This is a genomic window from Actinomadura livida (assembly GCF_014648675.1).
In the GTDB taxonomy this organism is placed as follows: domain Bacteria; phylum Actinomycetota; class Actinomycetes; order Streptosporangiales; family Streptosporangiaceae; genus Spirillospora; species Spirillospora livida.
The window spans coordinates 44,590-66,106 of the sequence record NZ_BMRO01000017.1; the positions used below are offsets into that span (position 1 = coordinate 44,590).

20 protein-coding genes are annotated in these 21,517 nt (G+C 73.5%); 7 read left to right on the forward strand and 13 right to left on the reverse strand.

Annotated features, from left to right (window positions below; translation table 11 throughout):
- Positions 1-17: 17 nt before the first annotated feature.
- From IEZ03_RS31465 to IEZ03_RS31490, 6 genes are all read right to left on the reverse strand, one after another.
- Positions 18-461: a protein-tyrosine phosphatase family protein gene (locus IEZ03_RS31465; RefSeq protein ID WP_229808699.1), complete on the reverse strand. Its 444-nt coding sequence runs from the start codon at positions 459-461 to the stop codon at positions 18-20.
- Entirely contained in the window at positions 458-3,001 is a 2,544-nt protein-coding gene (locus IEZ03_RS31470) for an ATP-dependent Clp protease ATP-binding subunit (RefSeq protein WP_184889720.1), read from the reverse strand. Before IEZ03_RS31470 ends, IEZ03_RS31465 begins: the two co-directional genes overlap by 4 nt.
- Positions 3,002-3,044: 43 nt before the next feature.
- Entirely contained in the window at positions 3,045-4,031 is a 987-nt protein-coding gene (locus IEZ03_RS31475; protein ID WP_184889722.1) for a TIGR01777 family oxidoreductase, read from the reverse strand.
- A 214-nt stretch (positions 4,032-4,245) separates the two neighbouring features.
- Complete coding sequence (gene gdhA / locus IEZ03_RS31480) at positions 4,246-5,586, reverse strand: NADP-specific glutamate dehydrogenase (RefSeq protein WP_184890982.1); 1,341 nt, start codon at positions 5,584-5,586, stop codon at positions 4,246-4,248.
- 82 nt (positions 5,587-5,668) lie between these two features.
- On the reverse strand, positions 5,669-6,016 hold the full coding sequence (locus IEZ03_RS38305; RefSeq protein WP_221481812.1) for a zinc ribbon domain-containing protein: 348 nt from the start codon (positions 6,014-6,016) through the stop codon (positions 5,669-5,671).
- Between the two features lie 165 nt (positions 6,017-6,181).
- The gene (locus tag IEZ03_RS31490; protein ID WP_184889724.1) at positions 6,182-6,535 is read right to left on the reverse strand and encodes a DUF488 domain-containing protein; all 354 of its coding nucleotides are present in this window, start codon (positions 6,533-6,535) and stop codon (positions 6,182-6,184) included.
- A 187-nt stretch (positions 6,536-6,722) separates the two neighbouring features.
- On the opposite strand from IEZ03_RS31490, the gene IEZ03_RS31495 reads away from it, so the two are divergent.
- On the forward strand, positions 6,723-7,535 hold the full coding sequence (locus IEZ03_RS31495; protein WP_184889727.1) for an AlkZ-related protein: 813 nt from the start codon (positions 6,723-6,725) through the stop codon (positions 7,533-7,535).
- A gap of 37 nt (positions 7,536-7,572) precedes the next feature.
- Here the strand turns inward: IEZ03_RS31495 and IEZ03_RS31500 are convergent, their stop codons facing one another.
- Complete coding sequence (locus tag IEZ03_RS31500) at positions 7,573-7,866, reverse strand: hypothetical protein (protein ID WP_184889729.1); 294 nt, start codon at positions 7,864-7,866, stop codon at positions 7,573-7,575.
- An 83-nt stretch (positions 7,867-7,949) separates the two neighbouring features.
- On the opposite strand from IEZ03_RS31500, the gene IEZ03_RS31505 reads away from it, so the two are divergent.
- The gene (locus tag IEZ03_RS31505; RefSeq protein WP_184889731.1) at positions 7,950-8,216 is read left to right on the forward strand and encodes a hypothetical protein; all 267 of its coding nucleotides are present in this window, start codon (positions 7,950-7,952) and stop codon (positions 8,214-8,216) included.
- A 57-nt stretch (positions 8,217-8,273) separates the two neighbouring features.
- Here the strand turns inward: IEZ03_RS31505 and IEZ03_RS31510 are convergent, their stop codons facing one another.
- Together IEZ03_RS31510 and IEZ03_RS31515 are read right to left on the reverse strand one after the other, a co-directional pair.
- Complete coding sequence (locus IEZ03_RS31510; RefSeq protein WP_184889733.1) at positions 8,274-9,074, reverse strand: hypothetical protein; 801 nt, start codon at positions 9,072-9,074, stop codon at positions 8,274-8,276.
- Positions 9,075-9,083: 9 nt separating this feature from the next.
- Positions 9,084-9,341: a hypothetical protein gene (locus tag IEZ03_RS31515; protein ID WP_184889735.1), complete on the reverse strand. Its 258-nt coding sequence runs from the start codon at positions 9,339-9,341 to the stop codon at positions 9,084-9,086.
- Positions 9,342-10,105: 764 nt separating this feature from the next.
- Between IEZ03_RS31515 and def the strand changes: the two genes are divergently transcribed.
- Positions 10,106-10,645: a peptide deformylase gene (gene def / locus IEZ03_RS31520; protein WP_184889737.1), complete on the forward strand. Its 540-nt coding sequence runs from the start codon at positions 10,106-10,108 to the stop codon at positions 10,643-10,645.
- A gap of 20 nt (positions 10,646-10,665) precedes the next feature.
- Here def and IEZ03_RS31525 read toward each other — a convergent pair whose 3' ends face one another.
- Entirely contained in the window at positions 10,666-12,282 is a 1,617-nt protein-coding gene (locus IEZ03_RS31525) for a CocE/NonD family hydrolase (RefSeq protein WP_184889739.1), read from the reverse strand.
- A gap of 44 nt (positions 12,283-12,326) precedes the next feature.
- Between IEZ03_RS31525 and IEZ03_RS31530 the strand changes: the two genes are divergently transcribed.
- The gene (locus IEZ03_RS31530) at positions 12,327-13,265 is read left to right on the forward strand and encodes an arginase family protein (protein WP_184889741.1); all 939 of its coding nucleotides are present in this window, start codon (positions 12,327-12,329) and stop codon (positions 13,263-13,265) included.
- On the opposite strand, the gene IEZ03_RS31535 is transcribed toward IEZ03_RS31530, so the two are convergent.
- Positions 13,262-14,377, reverse strand: a complete 1,116-nt coding sequence (locus IEZ03_RS31535; RefSeq protein WP_184889743.1) for a hypothetical protein — start codon at positions 14,375-14,377, stop codon at positions 13,262-13,264. The two genes, IEZ03_RS31530 and IEZ03_RS31535, sit on opposite strands and share 4 nt — an antisense overlap.
- Before the next feature lie 461 nt (positions 14,378-14,838).
- Between IEZ03_RS31535 and IEZ03_RS31540 the strand changes: the two genes are divergently transcribed.
- Positions 14,839-14,997 (forward strand): hypothetical protein, encoded by a 159-nt coding sequence (locus IEZ03_RS31540; RefSeq protein WP_165965871.1) that lies wholly within the window; start codon positions 14,839-14,841, stop codon positions 14,995-14,997.
- Here the strand turns inward: IEZ03_RS31540 and IEZ03_RS31545 are convergent.
- Positions 14,981-15,454: an ATP-binding protein gene (locus tag IEZ03_RS31545; protein ID WP_184889745.1), complete on the reverse strand. Its 474-nt coding sequence runs from the start codon at positions 15,452-15,454 to the stop codon at positions 14,981-14,983. The two genes, IEZ03_RS31540 and IEZ03_RS31545, sit on opposite strands and share 17 nt — an antisense overlap.
- 376 nt (positions 15,455-15,830) lie before the next feature.
- On the opposite strand from IEZ03_RS31545, the gene IEZ03_RS31550 reads away from it, so the two are divergent.
- Positions 15,831-17,225: a sensor histidine kinase gene (locus IEZ03_RS31550; RefSeq protein WP_229808700.1), complete on the forward strand. Its 1,395-nt coding sequence runs from the start codon at positions 15,831-15,833 to the stop codon at positions 17,223-17,225.
- A gap of 37 nt (positions 17,226-17,262) precedes the next feature.
- Here the strand turns inward: IEZ03_RS31550 and IEZ03_RS31555 are convergent, their stop codons facing one another.
- Positions 17,263-18,141, reverse strand: coding sequence for an NAD(P)-dependent oxidoreductase (locus tag IEZ03_RS31555; RefSeq protein WP_184889747.1), 879 nt, complete (start codon positions 18,139-18,141; stop codon positions 17,263-17,265).
- A gap of 90 nt (positions 18,142-18,231) precedes the next feature.
- Here IEZ03_RS31555 and IEZ03_RS31560 point away from each other — a divergent pair, with 90 nt between their 5' ends.
- Positions 18,232-21,348 carry an AfsR/SARP family transcriptional regulator gene (locus IEZ03_RS31560; RefSeq protein WP_184889749.1) on the forward strand — a complete coding sequence of 1,039 codons (3,117 nt, stop codon included), beginning with the start codon at positions 18,232-18,234 and terminating at the stop codon, positions 21,346-21,348.
- The last annotated feature ends 169 nt before the right edge of the window (positions 21,349-21,517 follow it).

Consider the following 21,517-nt stretch of genomic DNA (forward strand, 5'->3'; position numbering starts at 1 on the left):
GGTCGGCCGGCGGCGGGTCAGCCGGGGAACGCGGCCACCCAGCGGCGCTGCCAGGGCGTCTCCACGGCCCGCGGGTGGTGGTGCTCGCGCGCCCACGCGACGGCTTCGGACGGTGCCACGCCGGACAGGACGGCGAGGCACGCGACGACCGTCCCGGTGCGCCCGACACCGCCCCCGCAGGCGACCTCCACCGGCTCGCCCGAGCGGGCCCGCTCGTGCAGCGCGCGGATCTGCCTTACGGCCTCGTCCCGGTCGCGGGGCAGCCGGAAGTCGGGCCAGTCGAGCCACACGGACGGCCAGGTCAGCGCGGGCTCGTGCCGGCGGCGGAGCTTGCCATGGCCGAGGTAGAGGCCGAAGCCGGGGACGGGGCCGTCCGGCATCGGGTTGCGCAGGCCGCGCCCCCGGATCCAGGTGCCGTCCGGGAGCTGCAGGGAGCCGGTGAGGGGCGCCGTGGTCGTCACGACGACGACTGTAGCCCCTCCCCTCTCGCCGGTTCCCTCTCCTCGGTCGTGACGTGGAACTCCAGGCCGCCGTCGACCGCGGAGACCCGCACGTGGCTGCCGCGCCCCAGGTCGCCGGCGAGCAGCAGGTCGGACAGCTGGTCGTCCACCTCCCGCTGGATCGTGCGGCGCAGCGGGCGGGCGCCGAACTCGGGCTGGTGGCCGCGCTCGGCGATCCAGTCGACGGCCTCAGGGGTGAAGGTGACGTCGACGTCCTGCGCGCGGAGGCGGCGGCGCGTCTCGTCCAGCAGCAGGTCGGTGATCTGGCGGAGCTGCCCCGCCTCCAGCCGCTGGAACACGATGATCTCGTCGATCCGGTTGAGGAACTCGGGCCGGAACGCCTCGCGCAGCCGGCGCATGATCCGGTCGCTGAGCGCGGCGCCCTCGCCGCCGGCCGTCCCGAACCCGATGTCGGTCCGGCCGGTGATCAGCTCGGAGCCGAGGTTGCTGGTCATGATGACCACGGTGTTGCGGAAGTCGACGGTGCGTCCCTGCGCGTCGGTGAGGCGGCCGTCGTCCAGGAGCTGCAGCAGCACGTTGAAGACGTCCTGGTGCGCCTTCTCGATCTCGTCGAGCAGGATCACCGAGTACGGCTGCCGCCGGACCGCGTCGGTGAGCTGCCCGGCCTCCTCGTACCCGACGTATCCGGGCGGCGCGCCCATCAGCCGGCTCACCGTGTGCCGCTCCTGGAACTCGCTCATGTCGAACCGGATCAGCCGGTCGCGGCTGCCGAACAGCGCCTCGGCGAGCGCCTTGGCCAGCTCGGTCTTCCCGACGCCGGTCGGGCCGAGGAACAGGAACCCGCCGATCGGGCGGTCCGGGTCGCCCATGCCCGCGCGGGACCGGCGGACGGCCCGCGCCACCGCGGCGACGGCGTCCTCCTGCCCGATCACGCGCTCGTGCAGGTGCTCTTCGAGCCGCGTCAGCCGCTCCCGCTCGGCCTGCGTGAGCTGGGTGACCGGGACGCCGGAGATCCGCGAGACGACCTCGGCGATGTCCTCCGTCGTCACCTCCGGGACCGTGGCCGGGCCGCCGTTGTCGCGGATCGCCGCGATCTCCCGCTCCAGCCGGGCGACCTCGTCGCGGAGCTCGGACGCCCGCTCGTAGTCCTCGTCGGCGACGGCCTGGTCCTTCTCCCGGCGCCGCCGGTCGAGCCGGTCCTCCAGCTCGCGGCGGCCGCCGTCCCGCCCGGAGCGCAGCCGGACGCGGGCGCCGGCCTGGTCGATCAGGTCGATCGCCTTGTCCGGCAGGAAGCGGTCGGTCAGGTAGCGGCTGGACAGGTCCACGGCCGCGACCAGCGCCTCGTCGGTGAACCGCACCTGGTGGTGCGCCTCGTACCGGTCGCGGAGGCCGCGCAGGATCTCGATGCTGTCGTCCACGGACGGCTCGGGCACCAGGATCGGCTGGAACCGGCGTTCCAGCGCGGCGTCCTTCTCGATGTTGCGGCGGTACTCGTCGATGGTCGTCGCGCCGACGACGTGCAGCTCGCCGCGCGCCAGCGGGGGCTTCAGCATGTTGCCCGCCGACATCGCGCCCTCGGCGCCGCCCGCGCCGACCAGCGTGTGGATCTCGTCGATGAAGATCACCAGCTCGTCGGCGTGCGCGCGGATCTCGTCCACGACCTTCTTCAGCCGCTCCTCGAAGTCGCCCCGGTAGCGGGTGCCGGCGACGACGCCGCCGAGGTCGAGCTGCACCAGCCGCTTGCCGCGCAGCGTCTCCGGGATGTCGTCGTCCACGATCCGCTGCGCGAGCCCCTCGGCGATCGCGGTCTTGCCGACGCCCGGGTCGCCGATCAGCACCGGGTTGTTCTTGGTGCGCCGGGACAGGACCTCGACGGTCTCCTCGATCTCGTCCTCGCGGCCGATCACCGGGTCGATCCGGCCCTCCCGGGCGAGCGCGGTCAGGTCGCGGCCGAACTCGTCCAGCGTCGGGGTGCCGGTCTGCTGCCCGCCGCCGGGACCGCCCGGGGGAGGCTGCCCGCCGCCGGTCGCCGCCGACTGGAGCGTGTCCGGAGTGACGTGCTCGGCGTCCAGGATCCGGCCCGCGCCGGAGCCGCGGTCGAGCGCCAGCGCGAACAGCAGGTGCTCGGGCCCGATGTAGGACGACCCCAGCGCCCGCGAGACCTGGTGGCTGTCCAGGAGGGCGCGCTTGGCCGACGGCGTCAGCTCGGGCGGCACGTCCCGCGGCTCACCGCGCCGGACGTGCTCCTCGATCTCGTGCTTGATCTTGTCCGGGTCGGCGCCGGCCCGTTCCAGCCAGTGCCGGGTGCCCTGCTGCCGGGTCGCCGCCCACAGCAGGTGGTCGGTGTCGAGGTCGACGCTGCCCCACTGCGCCGCCTGCGTGGCCGCGTCCCGCACGAGTTCCCGCGCGGGCTCGCTCATCAGGCGCGCGATGCTGATCCGCTCCATCGGACGGCGGTGCGCCCGCGATCCGAAGAAGCGGGCGAGCATCTCCTCGAACGGGTCCATGCCGCCGCCCGATCCGTACCACCCCGATGCCATGTCCCAAACCCCCAGCGCTGGAGACGACAACGTTCGGCAACGGTCACTCACCTGCCCGGACACGCATTCCGGAAACCCGCCGCGGCCGTGCGCGCCGCAGGCGGCGGGCCGCGAGTTCCCCGGCCGCGTCCGCCCAGCTCGGGTGGTCGAACGCGAAGCCCGCGTCGAGGAGGCGGCCCGGCACGACGCGGCGGCTCTTCAGCAGGAGTTCGGTGTCGGAGCGGATCGCGAGCGCTCCCAGCTCAGCCATCCACGCGGTCGCGGGCAGCCCGACCGGCATGCGGCACGCGGCGCGCAGGGCCCGCATGAACGCGCGCTGCGGCAGGGGGCCCGGGGCGGCGATGTTCACCGGCCCGGCGATGTCGTCCCGGTCGATCAGGAACTCGATCGCGCGGACGAAGTCGTGCTCGTGGATCCAGGACACGTACTGCGCGCCGCCCGCGACCGGCCCGCCGAGGCCGAGCCGCGCCATCCACAGCAGGACGTCGAAGACGCCGCCGCGGTCGGGGCTCATGACCATGGCGGAGCGCAGGGCGACCTTGCGGGTGGCGGGTGTCGCGGCCCGCTCCTGCGCCCGCTCCCAGTTCCTGGCGATCTTGACGCTGTAGGCCCAGTACGCCGGGACGCCGGGCTCGGCACCGCCGATCACGCCGGTCGCCTCGTCGTTGGGTGCGTCGAAGCGGTGGGCGTAGACGGTCGCGGTGCTCATCTGCAGCCAGACGCGCGGCGGCCGGGCGGCGGCGGCGATCGCCTCGCCCACCACCTCGGTGGAGTGCACGCGGGAGTCCATCATGTCCTGGAGGTTGGCGGGCGTGTAGCGGCAGCTGACACTGCGCCCGGCGAGGTTGATCACCACGTCGCTGCCGTCGACGGCCTCGGTCCAGGGGCCCGGCGTGCGGCCGTCCCAAGCGACCTCGCGCTCACGCGACGGCCTCCTGGTCAGGATCGTGACCTCATGGCCCGCGGCCGTCAGGGCGCGATCCAGGATCGTGCCGACCTGCCCGGTTCCTCCGGGAATGACAATGCGCATCGTCCCACCCCTCAGCGTCGCGGCAAGCCTACGCCAGTTTTGAACATGTTCAAAGAGGGGCTGCGCTGTCAGCGGGGCTCTGCGAGCAGGGTTCTGGGGAATCTGCCGGAGGCGTTCGTTTCGCTCGTCCGGCGCGGTATCGCCGCCCTCGCCTTTGAAGGCGGACGACCCGTCGGAAACGGTTGCCCGGGCCTGCGGCCGGGCGGGGGCGGGCCTAGATGAGGCCCTGGGCGAGCATGGCGTCGGCGACGCGCTCGAAGCCCGCGATGTTGGCTCCCACGACGTAGTCGCCGGGCGCGCCATAGCGCTCGGCCGTCTCGTAGCACTTCTCGTGGATGCCGGTCATGATCGAGGCCAGTTCCTCCTCGACCCGGGCGAACGACCAGCACGCGCGGCTGGCGTTCTGGCGCATCTCCAGCGCGCTCACCGCGACGCCGCCGGCGTTGGCGGCCTTCCCCGGGCCGAACGCGACGTCGGCCTCCTGGAAGATGTGGACGGCCTCGGGCGTCGTCGGCATGTTCGCGCCCTCCGAGACGGCCTTCACGCCGTTGCGGACGAGGGTCCGCGCCGCGGCGGCGTCCAGCTCGTTCTGCGTCGCGGACGGCAGGGCGATGTCGGCGGGCACGTCCCACACGCAGCCGCCGGGGACGAACCGGGCCGAGCCGCCGCGCAGGTCCGCGTAGTCGGAGACGCGGCCGCGGTCGACCTCCTTGACGTGCTTGAGCAGGTCGAGGTCGATGCCCTTCTCGTCCACCACGTAGCCGCCGGAGTCGGACACGGTGATGACGTTCGCGCCGAGCTGCTGGGCCTTCTCGACCGTGTAGATCGCGACGTTCCCGGAACCGGACACCACGATCTGCTGGCCGTCCAGGTCCTCGCCGCGCCGCCGCAGCATCTCGGCCGTGAACATGACGTTGCCGTACCCTGTCGCCTCCGTCCGGCCCGCGGAACCGCCCCACATCTGGCCCTTGCCGGTCAGCATCCCCGCCTCCCAGCGGTTGGTGACGCGGCGGTACTGGCCGAACAGGTAGCCGATCTCGCGGGTTCCGACGCCGATGTCGCCGGCGGGGACGTCGGTGTGCTCGCCGACGTGCCGGTACAGCTCCGTCATGAACGACTGGCAGAACCGCATGACCTCCTCGTCGGAGCGGCCGTGCGGGTCGAAGTCGCTGCCCCCCTTTCCGCCGCCGATGCCGAGCCCGGTCAGCGCGTTCTTGAACACCTGCTCGAAACCGAGGAACTTCACGATGCCGAGGTTCACGGTCGGGTGGAACCGCAGCCCGCCCTTGTACGGGCCGAGCGCCCCGTTGAACTCGACGCGGAAGCCGCGGTTGACTTGGACACGGCCCTGGTCGTCCTGCCAGGGCACCCTGAACATGATCTGACGTTCCGGCTCGACCAGGCGCTCCACCAGCTTGGCTGCGGCCAGGCCGGGACGTGCGGCGAGCACCGGCCCGAGGGACTCCAATACCTCGTGGACGGCCTGGTGGAACTCCGCCTCGCCCGGATCGCGCCTCAGCACCCTGTCGTACGTCTCCTCTAGGGCAGACAACATCTCGGGTGGGGCCGGCAGGCGGGGGGCCAACGGCATGTGATGATCCCTTCCTCGAAGACCCCTCCACTGTAAGACGTGCGCATCAGCGCACGTGACAGGCCCTGCCGCAGGTTATGGCGGTGTATCGGCGCCGGACGGGAACGGCCGCCCGGCCGCGTCCCCCGGTATCTCGGATGTTGCGTGCGGCGTTGGCGTCGGCGTTGGCCCGGTGCCCGCAGGCCGTGCACCGGAACACCGCTTGGCTGTCGCGGTTGTCCGGGGCGCGGTGCCCGCAGGGGTTGCAGGTCTGCGAGGTGTACGCGGGGTCGACCTTGACGACCCGTCCGGGGGCCTTGCGTTCCAGCCGGGCGGCGAGTCGTCCCCAGCCGTTGGCGAGGATGCCCCGGTTGAGCCCGGCCTTGGCGCCGACGTTGACGCCCGGCTCCTCCAGGGTGCCGCGCGCCGACGCGGGTCACCCGGAACGACTTCACCCCGCCGGGCACCGGGCGGGACCAGCGGAACCGCACCCATCCCCACCTTCGGGACCCGCACCTGGCCGGTGCGGCGGTTCAGCCGCCGCACCTCCCACGCCCGGCCGGGGGACGTCGCGGAACGGTCAGCCGCCGCGCAGGCGAGCCGCCAGCACGGCCGCCTGGCTGTGGTCGATGTCCTTGGTCGCGGTCAGCAGGGTCACCGGGCCGCCGCCCGCGATCTCACGCAGGCGGTCCAGCGCGGCGGCGCGCTCGGGCTCGTCGAGCTCGGCCTCGTAGCGGCGGGCGAACTCGCCGAAGCGGCCGGCCTCGTGGCCGTACCACTTGCGGAGCTCCGTGGACGGGGCGACGTCCTTCGCCCACTCGTCCAGCCGCGCCTTGTCCTTCGACAGGCCCCGCGGCCACACCCGGTCGACCAGGATCCGCTTCCCGTCGTCGGCCGAGGCGTCGTCGTACACCCTGCGCAGTCGTACCTCCATGGTTCCTCCCATTCCCTCCCTACCCTCACGCACGCGGCCTCCCGCATGGGCGGGCGTCACTCCCACTTCAGTACCGCGTCGGCGATGTCGACGCTGGCGTGGGCGTTCCCCGGCCTCGGCGCTCGTCCCGGCACGGCCGGGACTGGCCCGGCGGCAAACGGTCGGTGGCGAGGGATAGGTTCCGACCGTGACGAGCCCGGGAGACGAGGACAGGCACGGCGGCGCGGGGGCCATGGGCGCGCTTCACGAACTCCGGCTGGAGCGCTGGGGAATGGACCGGCCCCCGCTGGCGACGATCGGCGAGGCCGCCGGCTTCGTCGACGACGTCGGCTTCGCGCTCCTGTTCGGCGACGCGGACGCGACGTTCCCGGCGCTGCGGGAGGCCGCCCGCGACGACGCGAGCGCGCGCCTCCCGGCCGGCTGGGGCGAGGACCTCGACCGCATGTGGGCCTGGAAGGACGAGCTTCCCGTGCTCGGCCGGGCCTGGGTGGGCCGGTTCGTTCTCGGGCGCCAGTCACTGCTCTCTCCCCGCCTGCTCTCTCTCCTGCTCCCGTGCGCCCGGGAGGGAGACCCCGTCGTCCCCGATCTGTCCGCCACCGCGCGGACGGTGCTGGCCCGTGTCGCGGCGGAGGGCCCCACGTCGATGCGGGCCATCCGGCAGGACCTCGGCCTCAACTCCCGTTCCGCCCAGAAGGTCCTGGACGAGCTGGGCCGCGCCCTGCTGGTGACCAATTACGGCACCGTCCAGGACGGCCCCGGCTGGCCCAGCTGCGTCATCGAGACCACCGCCCGCGCCTTTCCGGACCCCGATCCGCGTCCCGCCGCGGAACGGCGGGGGGACGCCGCACTGGTGCTGCTCGACGCCATGGTGGAGGCCGACGCGAGGCAGCTCTCCCGCGCCTTCCGCTGGCCGCGCCGGGAGGCGAAGGACGTCCTGGAACGCCTCACCCGCGCGGGCTTGGCCGAACCGGTCGCCGAGGGCCGCTACCGCACTCGCTGAGAGCCCGCCCCCGGTCCCCCCGAGCACCGCACCAGCGTCACGCACCGGGGCGGCGGGACCCGCCGGCATCCGGTGCGGAGGGCGTCGCCGAGGGGCCGGCGCCGCCGGCGGCCCCTCGGTCGGCGGTGCGGCGGGCGAACTCGGCGGCGGCGGTGCGGCGGGCTAACTCCCCGGCGAGGGCGCGGCCGAGGACGTCGTCGTCGGGACGGTGGCGTTCGAGGTAGCCGAGGGCCTCGGCGAGCTCGCCGGCGGTGAGCTGCCGCACCGGCTTCACGGCCCAGCGCGGCGGGGCCGGCGCGGCGGGCGGTGCCGCACGGGGTTCTGTGGTCACGGGTAAAAGCCTTTCCTTTTCGGTTTCCGTAACGGGCGGCGCGGCGGCGGCGCGGAATTCGACCGGGCCAATAGAATCGCCGCGTGCATTGGTGGAGCCAGCAGGCGTGCGACGCGGCCGCGGAGGCACAGGCCGCCGATCCCTCGCCGGGGAACCTCATGGCGGCCGCCCAGGTGCAGGCGATGATCTCGATGGCGGAGGCGCTGCACCGCATCGCCGCGGCCCTGGAGGAACGGGGCGATCCCGAAAACGCGCCGCCGCACCCGGCCGCTTTCCCGGCGCGGCCTTCCCGGCCGGCGCGGCAGCGCGCGGAACAGCCGGAAAAGCACGCACCCGCCCGGCCGCGATAGCGCGGGTCAGCAAAATACCGGTGCACCCGACGGGGTGCACCGGTATCTCACGTGTGCTCAGACATCGCTGAACGATTTGCGTTCCGTCCTGCCATTGGTGCTCGCGGCGAGCCGGGAGGTCTTGGCGACGGACGGGCGCGGCGGGGTGGTCTCCAGCTGGTAGTCGGTGTCGGGCACCGGGGAGGCCGGCCGCTCCTCCGCCGCGGCCGGGCGGGGCTCGTCGCGCGGGCGGTCCCGCAGCCGGCGCGCGGCCTGCCGGAGCGCGCGCTCGCCGACCAGCCGGGTCAGCTCCAGGCCCCAGCAGTCCAGCTTGTCGGCGTCGGTGAGGTCGTCGCGGTGGCTGAGCTCGGCGGCGAGGCCGCCGAGCCGCTGCGCCTCGGACAGGTCGAACTCGCGCATGAGGTGGCAGCACAGTTCGGCGAGGGCCGCGTGGTCGCGTTCGAACGACAGGCCCGACAGGTCGTTGCGCGACAGCCGGCTGAGGGCGCGTTTGCGCTCCAGCTCGCCGTCGGCGATCCGGAGGATGCCGTTCAGGAGGGCGACGGGGCCGGTGCCGCCGACCCTGCCGTTCGCGGGGCCGAACGACATGCGCAGGAGGGCCGCGGACCCGAGCCCGGCGGTCATCACCTGGATCACCGCGAGGCTGGCCGGGGGCGTCGCCGCGGGCAGGCCGAACGTCCAGCCGGAGGCGGTCACCGCGATGAGCGCGACGATCGCCGCGCTGGCGTTGACGAAGACGAACAGCAGCCCGCCCGGGGACAGCAGGGCGCCGACCGGCTTGTCGCGGTAGCGCGCGACGAGCTCGGCGAGGCCGATCGCACCGCCGATCAGGGCGGCGAGCAACATCTCGATGGTCATGGCCTTCCTCTACGCGCTGCGGGCGGTCAGCCGCCCGAACGGGGACTCCTCGGGCCTGCCGCGGCGCGACAGCAGCGGCGCGGCGCGCTCGGGGCGCTGCCGGGCGGCGAGTTCGGTGCGCTCGACCTCCAGGAAGACCAGCAGCCATTCCGTGGGTCCCGCGGCGAGTCCGGTATGGGTGCGCATCGCCTGTTCGCGCGCGCCGAGAAAGGCGAGCAGCCATCTTGTGGGCCCGGACGTCCCGGCACCCTTGATTCGTGAATACATGGGGGAGACCATTTCGCAGCGCGCCCCGGAAGTCGACCTCCGCCGCGTCAAGTTTCCACGGCGGGGCCAATAGGGGAAGCCATCACCGTTACGCCGGAAACGTCCCGCGGCCAGGCTGATCTAGCTGCAATTTTCGCCAAGCCGAACGCCTTTTGCCGAACTCAAGAAGACCTTTGCGAAGAATTCCAGTCACCGCCCCGAACGAAGATCCATCACCTGGCGCGGACGACCACTTCCCCTGCCGTGCCACCCCGCCGGCACGACACGCCGAGCAAGCCCCAAAGAACCGCCCACCGCCTTCGCATCCGCCGAGCCTGGTGGCGGCGCGGAGCGAGGAGTTGATCGACGTGGTGGCTGGTTCGCGGCCGGTGCCGCTGCTGCGGGGTGCTCGTGAGCACGAGCAGACCGTTCGGTATCGGGTTCCCGCAGGCTGGAGGAGACGCTGGGCGGGGTTCCCACAAGCTCCCCGGAAACGGACGGAGGGGTCACTTCCCCCGAAGTGACCCCTCTTCCCCCCGTTCCGCCGGGTCGGCCCCGGATGCGTACAGGACCGGCCGCTCCCCCCGAAGCGGCGGTCGCACCGGCCGTTCGGCGGATGTGACGAACGTAGCGACGCGGGGCGGCGGGTTCGAGGTTTCGGCCGTCCGCGTCGATGAGCGGGCGACGGTGTGCGACGAACGGAACACGCTCCGCGGTCAGGCGGGCGATGTATTTTTGCACCGACGTGTAAGGAATGAACCCTTGCGGGCCGGGAGGCACGGGCGATGGCGGGACGGGCGCGACCGATCACACTGGTGGGGACGCCTGTCCTGCACCGTCCATGCCGTCCCGTCGAGGACTTCGACGCGGCGCTGCGGGAGCTGGCCGACGACATGTTCGCCAGCATGTACGAGGCGGAGGGCGTCGGCCTGGCCGCGAACCAGATCGGCGTGGACCTGTGCGTCTTCGTCTACGACTGCCCGGACGAGGACGGCGAGCGGCGCAAGGGGGCCGTCGTCAATCCCGTCCTGGAGCTGCCGACGCTGGAGAACCGGCGCCTGGACGACGACGAGGAGGGCTGCCTTTCCGTGCCCGGCCCGCACGCGCGCGTGGCGCGTCCCGACCAGGCGACCGTCTACGGCTTCGACGTCACCGGGACGCCGATCTCGGTCGAGGGGACGGGCCTGCTCGCCCGATGCCTCCAGCACGAGACCGACCACCTCGAGGGCAAGCTCTACATCGACCGCCTGTCGGCCCGCGCGCGCAAGAAGGTGCTGAAGGAGTACGAGGCGCTCCGCGCGGAATCAGGGGCGCTGCCCGGCTGACGCCTACGCCCCGCTGATACCTATGCCTGGCCGTCCCGGACGGGCAGGTGGACGGCCGACGGGTACGTCGCGCCGCGGAAGACCTCGAAGCGGGTGCGGCGGGTCGCGACGGCCTCGCCCGCGGGTTCGCCGGTGCCGGGGTTGCGGGCGAACCGGGGGAAGGCGCCTCCGGCCAGCATGACCCGGAGCCGGTGCCCGCGCCGAAACCGGTAGGCGGTCGGATGCATCTCGATCTCCGCGCGGACGATCCCGTCGGCCGTGGCGTGGTCCGGGGTCAGGCGGAGGATGCCGTCCGTGACGTTCCGGGAGACGCCCTCGCGGTCGACATCGCAGAGGCGGAGGAACAGATCGCCGTGCCCGGTGTTCGTGCGGACGTGAACCGTCGCCGAGACCGGGCCGATGATGTCGAGGTCGCGTTCCAGGGCCGCGCCGGTGAGGACGACCACGTCGTGACGGCGTTCGATCCGCGTGTTGTCGCGCTGCCCGCCCTTCCCAGGGGACAGCAGGGGGCCGCCAACGCTCGGCGTAGGGTCGAGCGGGTCGTAGACGAACGTGGCACGCTCGGCATCGGCCGGCACGTCCCAGGAGAGGCTTCGGGACAGATAGAGCGGTGTGGGCTTGGTCCCGGGCGGCGGCCAGCGGTCGAAGTCGAGCCAGCGATCGGCTCCCTGGAGGTGAAGCCTCACCGGTGCCTGACGCAACCGGGCCTTGCCGCCGTTCAGGTGGGCATCGAGCCAGGAGACCTGGTCGATGAGCATGGCGCGGAGGGCTTTCGTGTCATGTCCCCATGGGCCGATCGTGATGCGGACGTCGCGTCCGGCGGCCTGGAGTGCGGCGAAGTCGCGGAGCTGTCGGCGGAGGAAGAGGTCCCACCAGCCGGTCACCATCGTCGCGGGCGCGGTCGTCTCGGGAACGCCGCCGCTGTGGTCGGTGGCCTTCCAGAAGTCGCCGCCGGACCCGGCGTGGGCGGTGACCTCCTGGAAGAACGGTTCGGGACGTCGGATCGCGGCCGTGTCGGCCTCGCCCACGGGCAGGTGCCGCATCGCCCGGCGCACGCGCCGGTTGTGCAGGGGACGCGTCCCATCGCCCTGGGTGCCCATCAACGACGACCAGATCAGCGTGTTGTGAAGGGCCAGCGCACCGCCCGGATAGAAGGAGCTCGCGAACTCGGACGCGGTGACGCCGAGCCCCAGCGCCTCCAGGGGCGGGTCCGCGTAGGGGGCGACCGCCCAGGCGGTGAAGCCGAGGTAGCTCGCCCCGGCCATCGCCACGCGGCCGTCGCACCACGGCTGCGCGCGGAGCCACGCGAGCGTCGCGAGGCCGTCGTCCTTCTCGCGGTGGAAGGCGCGGAACTCCCCGCCCGACCCGGGGACGCCGCGCACGTTCTGGACCACGACCTGGAGGCCGCGGCGCGCGAGGACCCCGGCGAACAGCCGCAGGGCGGGCCGCTCCTTGCCGTACGGGGTCCGGATCAGCACGGCGGGCAGCGGCCCGGCGCCGCGCGGGCGGCGGAGGTCGGCCACGAGCACGACCCCGTCCGGCATGGTGATCCGCAGGTCGCGCTCCACCGAGACGCGCTGCGCCGGTGCCGGGGGAAGGCCGAGCAGGCGGTCCGCGAACCGCAGCGCGCCGGCCATCGGGCGCCCCCTCTCCGACTGGAACTGTGGTCTAGATTGCGAGAATGATCGCAGTCCTCGACGCCCCGTCCAACCTCGGGCTGCGCCCGCCGCGCGAAGGGCACGAGCCGGGCGTGCGCCGGCTGGCCCGTGCGCTGCGCGGGCACGGCATCCTCGGCCGCCTCGGCGCCGAGGACGCCGGGCGGGTCGACCCGCCGCCCTACCTGTTCGGCCCGGACGAGGAGACCGGCTACCTCAACGGGCCGGGCATCGCCGACCACGCGGAGCGGCTGGCGTCGCGCGTCGGGGAGCTGCTGGACACCGGCCGGTTCCCCGTCGTGCTCGGCGGGGACTGCGGCATCGTGCTCGGGCCGATGCTCGCGCTGCGCCGCCGCGGCGCCTTCGGGCTGGCGTACCTGGACGGGCACGACGACTACTCGCCCCGCCGCGACCCGTCGGCCGTCGCGGGGCGCCTCACCGCCGGGGGGATGGCGCTTGGGCTGGTCACCGGGCACGGCCCCGGCGCGCTGACCGACATCCGCGGGCTGCGCCCCTACGTCGCGGAGGAGCACGTCGCGCACCTCGGCGGCCAGGTGGAGCCCGAGGACGTCGAGCTGTTCGACCTGGCCGCGTTCGATGCCTCGCGCGTCCGCCGCTTCCCGATCGAGTACGTCCGCGAGCACGGCGCGGACGCGGCGGCGCGGGCGGCGCGGGACCATCTGGAGGCGGCGCCGGTCGACGGCTTCTGGATCCACCTGGACGCCGACGTCCTCGACCGGAGCGTCATGCCGGCGGTCGACTCCCCCAACCCGAACGGCCTGTCGTTCGAGGAACTGACCTCCGTGCTGACGACACTGGCGGTGAGCCCGCGCGCGCTCGGCATCGACGTAACCATCTACGACCCGGAGCTGGACACGGACGGCATGGCGGGCGCGATGCTGACCGACACGGTGGTCACCGCACTATGCGGCAGGGACGACATCGACGAGGACGACGAGAACTAGGGCGACAGGAGCCGCTCGTACTCGTCGAGGACGCGGGCGAACTCGCCGGTCGGTATCTCGCAGGCGTGCCCGGGAAGCCACAGGTGCTCCAGGCGGGCGGTCTGCACGTCCAGGCGGAGGTGGCAGGCGTTCCCCGTGTGCTCCCATCCCGGGCGTGCCGCACGGACGACCTCGAGATGGTGGCGGTGACTCTGCACGTCGTGAAGCAGGAACGCGGTCAGGACGTGCCTCGGCCCGTACACCGATGAGGTGCACCCACTCGCGGTGGCTGCCGCCGCCTCCAGGTCGACACCGGAATCGGCCAGCTCGGGGAAGAACACCCTCACCCGCTGCATGACGCCTCCGACCTCGATCGGCTCGCAGGGGAGACGCAGCACCATGTCCGGGTCGACGTAGCCGTGCGCAGGGACACCGGCGACGAAGCCGTACCACGCCCCGGGAACGGACCTGAGGAAACGGGCCTGGGTCAGGGTGTTGCCCAGTTCGTTCATGAGTCGCTCTGGGTCGATGCCACGGGGCATGAACGTCTTGGTGCCGCTGCGCAGCCGCGTGTGCGTCCCGTCCAGGACGGCCAGGTCCGCCCAGCACGCGCCCGAACCGGTGCTCAGGACGCCATGCGGTAGGCATGCGTCCGGGTGGGGGGTGAGCCCCGCCATGTCCTCCAGAACGGCGCGCGGCGTCCGGATGAGACCCCAGCCCTGCGTCCGGTGTGAGACGGACCCCAGCGCGAGGGACGTGGCCACAGGCTCGCCCGAGGATGCACTGCTCGGCGTGGGCTGGAGGCTGCGGCGGCTCTGCAGCGCCCCCACCTGCTGGAGGTACTCGTCCAGGCACCTGCGCAGCACCGCCGGGTCGAGGTCGCACGACGCCCATCCGGCGACGTCGCGCACGTGGACGATCGTTCCGTCGAAATCGAGGCGGTGGTAGCGGTAGAGCTCCTGCCAGGGCTCGTACCCGTCACCGCTCAGCCGTCCCTGAACACGGACGATCGCGGAGATGTCCTCGCCCAGGTCGTTGAGGAGGAAGTCGCGCAGGGGGGCGTGCAGCGGGTCGGTCTCCACTGCCACCCGCGTCCCGTCGCTGCGGAACCGCACCGGGAGCGATATCGCCATTCGCGTGATTATGCCTATAAGCGAAGATCATCACTGCTTTGGCGGAATGTTCGGTGTGCTGGCTCCGGTTCGCCGGCAAGACCCGCCGACCGGATCGCACCATGCGTACCGAGGACCTGACCGTGTGTGACCGGGCGCGCGACACCCGACCCGCGCCCGCTCCCCACGCGGGCGCGAACGCCCGCAGAGCGATTCTCAACTCGCGGCAATTAATGGGTTGACACCAATCGGCCCCCTATGGCTAAATCTTACCCATGGAGCTTTGATACCTCTCCGGTCGAGCCGCCCGCCCACTCTGGACACGGGCCCGCTCCCATCTCACCCAGCGGTATGACCGCTGTCATCCGGCGTCCCCGCCACATCCGTTCCACATCGGCCGTGGCCTGCGCCGTCATGCTGTAAAGCCTTTTTCATCGGCCCTTTCGCGGCCGAATTCGAACATGCCCGGAGGTGTTCTCTTCATGCGTGCCATTCACAACAATCCCGTACCCGCGCCCTTCGCCAAGACCAAGAAGAAGGGCAAGCGGAAGAACGCCGACTTCACGTCGGTGAAATTCGCGAACAACAACCGCCGCAACGCCCGGCAGCTGCCGACCCGGCAGCTCAACCGCGGCCGCTGAACGGCTCCCGGTCCCGGCCCCGAGCGGCCGGGACCGGGAACTCCGCCCACACCACCGTCCGGTGGCCGTCCGCCCGGAACCCCCAGCGGGACGCCAGCGCCTCGACGATCCGCATCCCCCGCCCCGACTCCGCGCCCACCTCCGCCTTGACGTGCGGCCGCGCGCCCGCCGCCCCGTCATCGGCGACCTCCAGCCGGTACAGGCCGTCCCCGGCCGACACGACGACCGTCACCTCCCCGCCCTCCACCCCGGACGCCGTGTGCGTGACCGCGTTCGAGACCGTCTCGCTCGCCACCGTGACCAGGTCGTCCAGCACCTCCTCGTCCGGGGCCCGCCCGGCCAGGCGGGAATGAGCCGTCACCGCCTCGCGGACGAAGCTCCGCGCGCATCCGACGGACCGCCGCACGCCGGGTAACGTCACCTCGCCGAGGACCACCTCGTCCCGAGCCTCGCCCACAGACCCGCCTCCCCGTCGCCGGAAGCCGCCGGCCGCGAGGCCCGCCTCTCCGACGCCGGCCCGACCGGCAGCTCGCAACGCATCCTCGACGCCCACCGAGACGGCTCCCTTCGCGTCGGGAAAGTCGCCCGTCACCCCCGCTGTACGGCCCGGGACCCGGCTACCGTTCATGATCGGGCGAACGTTTCCCCAGATCGCACCGTCCGCCCCACACGAAACGCAACATCCCGCAGGTCCCGCGAGCCGAACCGTGCCACGCCATGCGCCGGCACGGCACCCCCGGGCCAGGCGGACACCGCCGGTGACATATCACCTACTCTGAGTGGTGAGATGGTCGCCCAGAGTGGTGGACCGTCCGGGATTCGGGGGCTCGGCTGTGACGACGAAGTCGCGGGAAGGCGCCCGCCGTGGCGAGACGCGCCCGGCGGCCACGATGCGGGGACGCGCGACCTTCATCACCACGGTGGCGGCGGCGCTGATCCTCTTCCTGCTGGTCTCCCTGCTCCTGCTGCTCGCGCGTGACTGGACGGAGAACCGGGCCCGGCAGCATTCGGAACAGGCCGTCGAACGGATCGTGTACAACCTCGTCACGCAAGGCCGCGACCCTCTCCTCTCCCGCGGGAAGGGCGACACGGTGATCCAGGTCGTGGACTGGGAGGGCCATGTCGTGGCGTCCGGACCACGGCTCCAGGGGCGTCCGGCGCTGGCCGGGCCGGAGGAGACCAGGGACAAGCTTCTGCTCGACCAGCGCTACTGCCCGGCTTTCCTGGACGAGTGCGCGTGGGTCTTCGGCCTGCGGGCGCGGAACTCGCCGTGGGGCGAGGGAGTGATGGTCCTCGCGGCGACGCCGCTGCCGGGCGCGGTGACCATGTGGACGCTCCTGGCCTCCATCGTCCTGGTCACGATGGCGCTCCTCATCCTGATCACCTGGTGGACGTGGCACACGATCGGGCGCGTCTTCGTCCCGGTCGACCAGATCCGCTCGCAGCTGGCGGACTTCTCCACGCACGGCCTCGGCCACCGGGTGCCCGTCCCGGAGAGCGGCGGCGCGATCCGCTCCCTCGCCGAGACCGTCAACGCCACGCTCGACCAGCTGGAGGACGCGAGAGTGCGCGAGCGCCGGTTCGTCTTCGACGCCTCCCACGACCTGCGCAACCCGATCGCCGGGCTCCAGATGCAGCTGGAGTTCGCGCTGGACGAGCCGCCCGACGCCGACTGGAAGCCGATGGTCGGCGCGGCACTGCGCGACACCCGGCGGCTGAACGACATCGTCATGGACCTGCTGGAGCTGTCCCGGCTCGACTCGCGCGCCCCGGCCGCGGTGGAGACCGTCGACCTCGCGGGTCTCGCCCGCCGGGAGGTCGAGCGGCGCGCCCCCGGCGTGCGGTTCGAGACACGGCTGGAGCCCGGGGTGACCGTTCGGGCGAACCCGGTGCGGCTGGCGCGGGTGTTGAACAACCTGCTCAACAACGCCGAGCGGCACGCGGAGTCGCGCGTCGAGGTGACCGTCGCGCGCGACGGCGCCGACGCCGTCGTCGAAGTGCTGGACGACGGTTCCGGCATCCCGGAGGAGCTCCGGGAACGGGTCTTCGAGCGGTTCTCCCGCCTCCCGGAGTCCCGGGCCCGCGACCCGCAGGGCACCGGGCTCGGCCTGTCCATCGCCCGGGAGGTCGCCGAGATCTACGGCGGTTCCCTCCGCATCGCCGACAGCCCGCGCGGCGCCCGGTTCGTCCTGCGCCTCCCGCTGGCGGCCTGGAGCACGACCCCGTGAGACCGGGCCTTGACACCGGGGCCGTGCCGCCACCGCGTCAGGGCGCGGGAGCGCGGATCACCCCGATGACGCTGCTCAGGTCCTCGGCGCCGTGACCGGCGTCGACGGCCCGCCAGAACAGGTCCCTGAGCGCCTGCGGCCCCGCGGTGTCGATCCCCGCCTCGCGGGCGGCCGCCACGATGTGGTCGGCGCCGACCGCCTGCATGCGGAGGCTGTGGTCGTCGCCCGGGTGGACGTCCGCGTCGATCGCCTCGGCCATCTCCTTCAGGAAGCCCATGGGGCCGTCCTCGGCGAGCTCGCGCACGGTCGTGGCGGCGAACGGGAAGAACTGCCGGGCGGAGACGCCCGCCGAGCCCAGCAGCGCGATGGCGTGCATGTAGGCGGTCAGCGTCGACCAGAACAGGTAGAGCTGCGCCTGGTAGTACAGCATCGACAGGCCCCGGTCGGTGCCGACGAACGTGACGTCCCCCAGCACCTCCAGGGTCTTCCTGTGCCGCTCGATGACCGCTTCGGGGCCGCTGTAGAAGACGTACGCTCCCGGCTGCCCGATGCCCGGCGGCGGGACCATCACGCCCCCGGTCACCATGTCGCCGCCTTGCTCGGACGCCCATTCCCCCGCGCGGCGCAGTTCGTCGGGGCTGCCGGAGCTGAGGTTGACGATGACGCGGCCCTTCAGGTCCGCGCCGCCGAGCGAGTCGTACATGGCCCGGTAGTCGGTCTGGCTGACGACGACCAGTTCGGACGCGGCGACCGCGTCGGCGGCCGTGGGAGCGAGAGTCGCCCCGTCCTGGACCAGCGGAGCCGCCTTGGCCGCCGTGCGGTTCCACACCGTCGTGGAGTGGCCGGCGGCGAGGAAGGTCCTGGCCATCGTCGCGCCCATGGGCCCGAGGCCGATGACCGTCACCGAAGTCTTCATGAGGTTCTCCTTCATCGGTTTCCTCCACCCTCGTCCGGCCCGCTACGGAACGGCTGCGGGTCCGTCCGTAGCGGCGGTTACGCTGGCGGGGTGCGCTTCGGGGTGTTGGGGCCGCTCGCGGTGTGGACGGACGCCGGAACGCCCGTGCACGTCCCCGAGGCGAAGGTCCGGACGTTGCTGGCGGTGCTGCTGACCGCCCCCGGCCGTCCCGTCTCCGCCGACCGGCTCGCCGACGCCCTCTGGGGCGGCCGCCCGCCGCGGAACCCGAAGGGAACGCTCCAAGCCCGCGTCTCCCAGCTCCGCGGCGTCCTGGACGCGGCGGAACCCGGCGGCCGGAGCCTGATCGTGTCCCGGCCGCCCGGCTACATGCTCGACATCGCCCCGGAGACCGTGGACGCCGGACGCTTCGCGGCACTTCTCCGCCAGGCCCGGGACGCCGCCGACCCCGTCGCCAGGGCACGGCTCCTCGGGGACGCGCTCGCCCTCTGGCGCGGGCCCGCCCATGCCGACTTCGCCGACGCCGAGTTCGCCCGCGCCGCGATCACGACCCTTGAGGAGAACCGCCTCACCGCCCTGGAGGAGCACGCGGAGGCGCGCCTCGGCCTCGGCGAGCACGCGGCCCTCGCCGCCGAGCTGGCCGAACCGGTGGCGCGGCACCCGCTGCGGGAGCGGCTCCGCGCCGCGCACCTGCGCGCCCTCTACCGCGCCGGACGCCAGAACGAGGCCCTCACCGGCTACCACGACCTGCGGGAACGGCTCGCCGACGAGCTGGGCGTCGACCCGAGCCCGGAGCTGACCGAGCTCTACCGCGCCATGCTCGAACAGGACCCGTCGCTCGACGCAGACCCGCCGGAGGCGGGGCGCACGGCTCCGCGCCCGCCCGTACCGCTGGACGAGCTGATCGGGCGGGACCGCGAGATCGACCAGGCCCGCGCGCTGCTGGCCGCGCACCGCCTGGTGACGCTCACCGGGACCGGGGGCGTCGGCAAGACCAGGCTGGCGCTGGAGACCGCCGCCCGCTCGGCCGCCGACCATCCCGGCGGCGTGTGGCTGGTCGAGCTCGCCGCGGGGCGTCCCGCGACGGCGGACGAGCTGGCCGAGCACGTCGCGCGCGTCATCGGCCTGCGCGACGAGCCCGCGGCGGGACCGGTGGAGCGGCTCGGGGCCGCGCTGCGCGGGCGGCGGGCGCTGCTCGTCCTGGACAACTGCGAGCACGTCGCCGAGCCCGCCGCCGAACTGGCCGGGCGGCTGCTCGGCCAGGTGCCCGGCCTGCGGATCCTCGCGACCTCGCGGGAGCCGCTGGGCGTGCCCGCCGAACGGCTGCTGATCGTCCCGCCGCTGGGCCTGCCGGGCCGGGAGTCCGCGCCGGAGGCGCTGCGGCGGTCCGGCGCGGTCCGGCTGTTCACCGCGCGGGCGGCGGCGGCCGCGCCCGGGTTCGCGCTTGACGAGGGCAGCGCCCCCTGGGTCGCCTCGATCTGCCGGCGGCTGGACGGCGTCCCGCTCGCGCTGGAGCTGGCGGCGACCCGCGTCCGCGCGCTCGGGGTGGCGGAGCTGGCGGCCCGGCTGGACGACCGGTTCCGCGTCCTCGCCGGCGGCCGCCGCGGCGGCCCGGCCCGGCAGCGGACGCTGCGCGCGATGATCGACTGGAGCTGGGAGCTGCTGACCGGGCCGGAGCGGGTGGCGCTGCGCCGCCTCGCCGTCCACGCGGGCGGCTGCACCCTCGACGCCGCCGAGGAGGTCTGCGGCGCGGGCGTCGACGTGCTCGCGCGGCTGGTCGACCGCTCCCTCGTCATCCGGACCGGGGACGGCCGCTACCGGCTGCTGGAGTCGATCGCCGCGTACGGCCTGGAGCGGCTCCGGGAGGCCGGGGAGGAAGACGAGGTCCGCCGCCGCCACGCCCGCTACTACACGGACCTGGCCGAGCGGGCGGCGGAGCGGCTGCGCGGCCCGGAGCAGCGGCAGTGGCTGGAACGCCTCGACCAGGAGGCCGCCGACCTCGCGGCCGCCCTCGACCGGGGCGGCGCCGTCCGGCTGGTGAACGCCCTGGGCTGGTACTGGTACCTGCGCGGGCGGTTCGACGAGGCCCGGCGCGCCTTCACGACCGCGCTGGCGGCACCGGACGCCGCGGCGTCGCCCGCCCGCGTCGAAGCCGGCGCCTGGCTGGCGGGCTTCACCATGCTGGCCGGTGCCGACACCGACTCGGAGGAGCTGCGCCGGGACGCGCTGAAGCACTACGGCGACTCGTTCGCCCAGGCCGACTTCACCCGGGCAAAGGCGGAATGGCTCCTCAGCCACGTCCACTGGGCGTACGGCGACCTCGCCGCGAACGAGACCCGCACCGACCACGCGCTCAAGGTGTTCCGCGCGCGCGGCGACCGCTGGTTCACCGCCGCCGCGCTCGCCACCCGCGCCAAGTTCGCGATGGGCCGCGGCGACCTCGCGGCGATGGCGCGGGACGCCGGGGAGAGCCTCGCGATCTTCGACGGGCTCGGCGACCCGTGGGGCCGCCTGGAGGCCGCCGACGCCCTCGCCCGGCACGCCGAGATCACCGGCGACCACGACGGGGCCGCGGCGATCCTCCGCGACGCGCTGCGCGTCGCCGAGGAGCTGGGGATGTGGCCCGAGGCGTCGTTCCGGCTCTCCGGCCTCGGCCGCGTCGCGCTGCTCAAGGGCGACCTCGACACAGCCCGCGACCTGCACGAACGGGCCCGCGAGCTGGCCGTCCGGCATGCCGCGCGGTCCGCGGAGGAGTTCGCCGGGATCGGCCTCGGCCTCGTCGCCAGGGCGCGCGGCGACCTCGACACCGCCGAGGCCCACCTGCGCGCCTGGCTCGGCTGGCTGCAGGGCATCGGCGGGACGGCCGGGATCGCGTTCCTGCACGCCCAGCTCGGCTACATCGCCGAGGAGCGCGGCGACGCCGCCGCCGCGCTGGCCCTCCACACCGAGGGCCTCGCCGGCGCCCGCGCCGTCGGCGACCCGCGTGCCATCGCGCTCGCACTGGAAGGGCTTGCCGGGGCGCGTGCCCTAGCGGGCGAGCAGGCGGCGACCGCCGGAGATCCCGCCGCGGCCGCCGAGTCGCTGGCGGAGGCCGAGGCCCTCCTCGCGGAGGCCGCGGAGCTCCGCGCGCCGGCCGGCGGCCCGCTGCCCGCCGCCGAGCGCCGCGACGTCGACCGCGCCCTCGCCCGGATCGCCCGCGGGGGCCGGTGACGCCCGCGCGGCGGCCACCAGGGAGGATGCAGGCGGATTCCGGTGTTGTCCCCCGCGAGGGGCGGACCACCACCCCCGAGCGAGAGGAAGACTTGACGTCCTCCCCCGCCTGAAGGCGGGGGATTCCAACCCTTCGACCTACGCGAGGAGGACGAGTTGAGGTTCGCGG

Bases quoted from the DNA above. Each gene is read 5' to 3' on its own strand.
- IEZ03_RS31470 (WP_184889720.1), bottom strand. From the start codon at position 3,001: ATGGCATCGGGGTGGTACGGATCGGGCGGCGGCATGGACCCGTTCGAG.
- IEZ03_RS31490 (WP_184889724.1), bottom strand. From the start codon at position 6,535: ATGGAGGTACGACTGCGCAGGGTGTACGACGACGCCTCGGCCGACGAC.
- IEZ03_RS31515 (WP_184889735.1), bottom strand. From the start codon at position 9,341: ATGTATTCACGAATCAAGGGTGCCGGGACGTCCGGGCCCACAAGATGG.
- IEZ03_RS31475 (WP_184889722.1), bottom strand. From the start codon at position 4,031: ATGCGCATTGTCATTCCCGGAGGAACCGGGCAGGTCGGCACGATCCTG.
- IEZ03_RS31540 (WP_165965871.1), top strand. From the start codon at position 14,839: ATGCGTGCCATTCACAACAATCCCGTACCCGCGCCCTTCGCCAAGACC.
- def (WP_184889737.1), top strand. From the start codon at position 10,106: ATGGCGGGACGGGCGCGACCGATCACACTGGTGGGGACGCCTGTCCTG.
- IEZ03_RS31555 (WP_184889747.1), bottom strand. From the start codon at position 18,141: ATGAAGACTTCGGTGACGGTCATCGGCCTCGGGCCCATGGGCGCGACG.
- IEZ03_RS31525 (WP_184889739.1), bottom strand. From the start codon at position 12,282: ATGGCCGGCGCGCTGCGGTTCGCGGACCGCCTGCTCGGCCTTCCCCCG.
- gdhA (WP_184890982.1), bottom strand. From the start codon at position 5,586: ATGTTGTCTGCCCTAGAGGAGACGTACGACAGGGTGCTGAGGCGCGAT.
- IEZ03_RS31535 (WP_184889743.1), bottom strand. From the start codon at position 14,377: ATGGCGATATCGCTCCCGGTGCGGTTCCGCAGCGACGGGACGCGGGTG.
- IEZ03_RS31530 (WP_184889741.1), top strand. From the start codon at position 12,327: ATGATCGCAGTCCTCGACGCCCCGTCCAACCTCGGGCTGCGCCCGCCG.
- IEZ03_RS31510 (WP_184889733.1), bottom strand. From the start codon at position 9,074: ATGACCATCGAGATGTTGCTCGCCGCCCTGATCGGCGGTGCGATCGGC.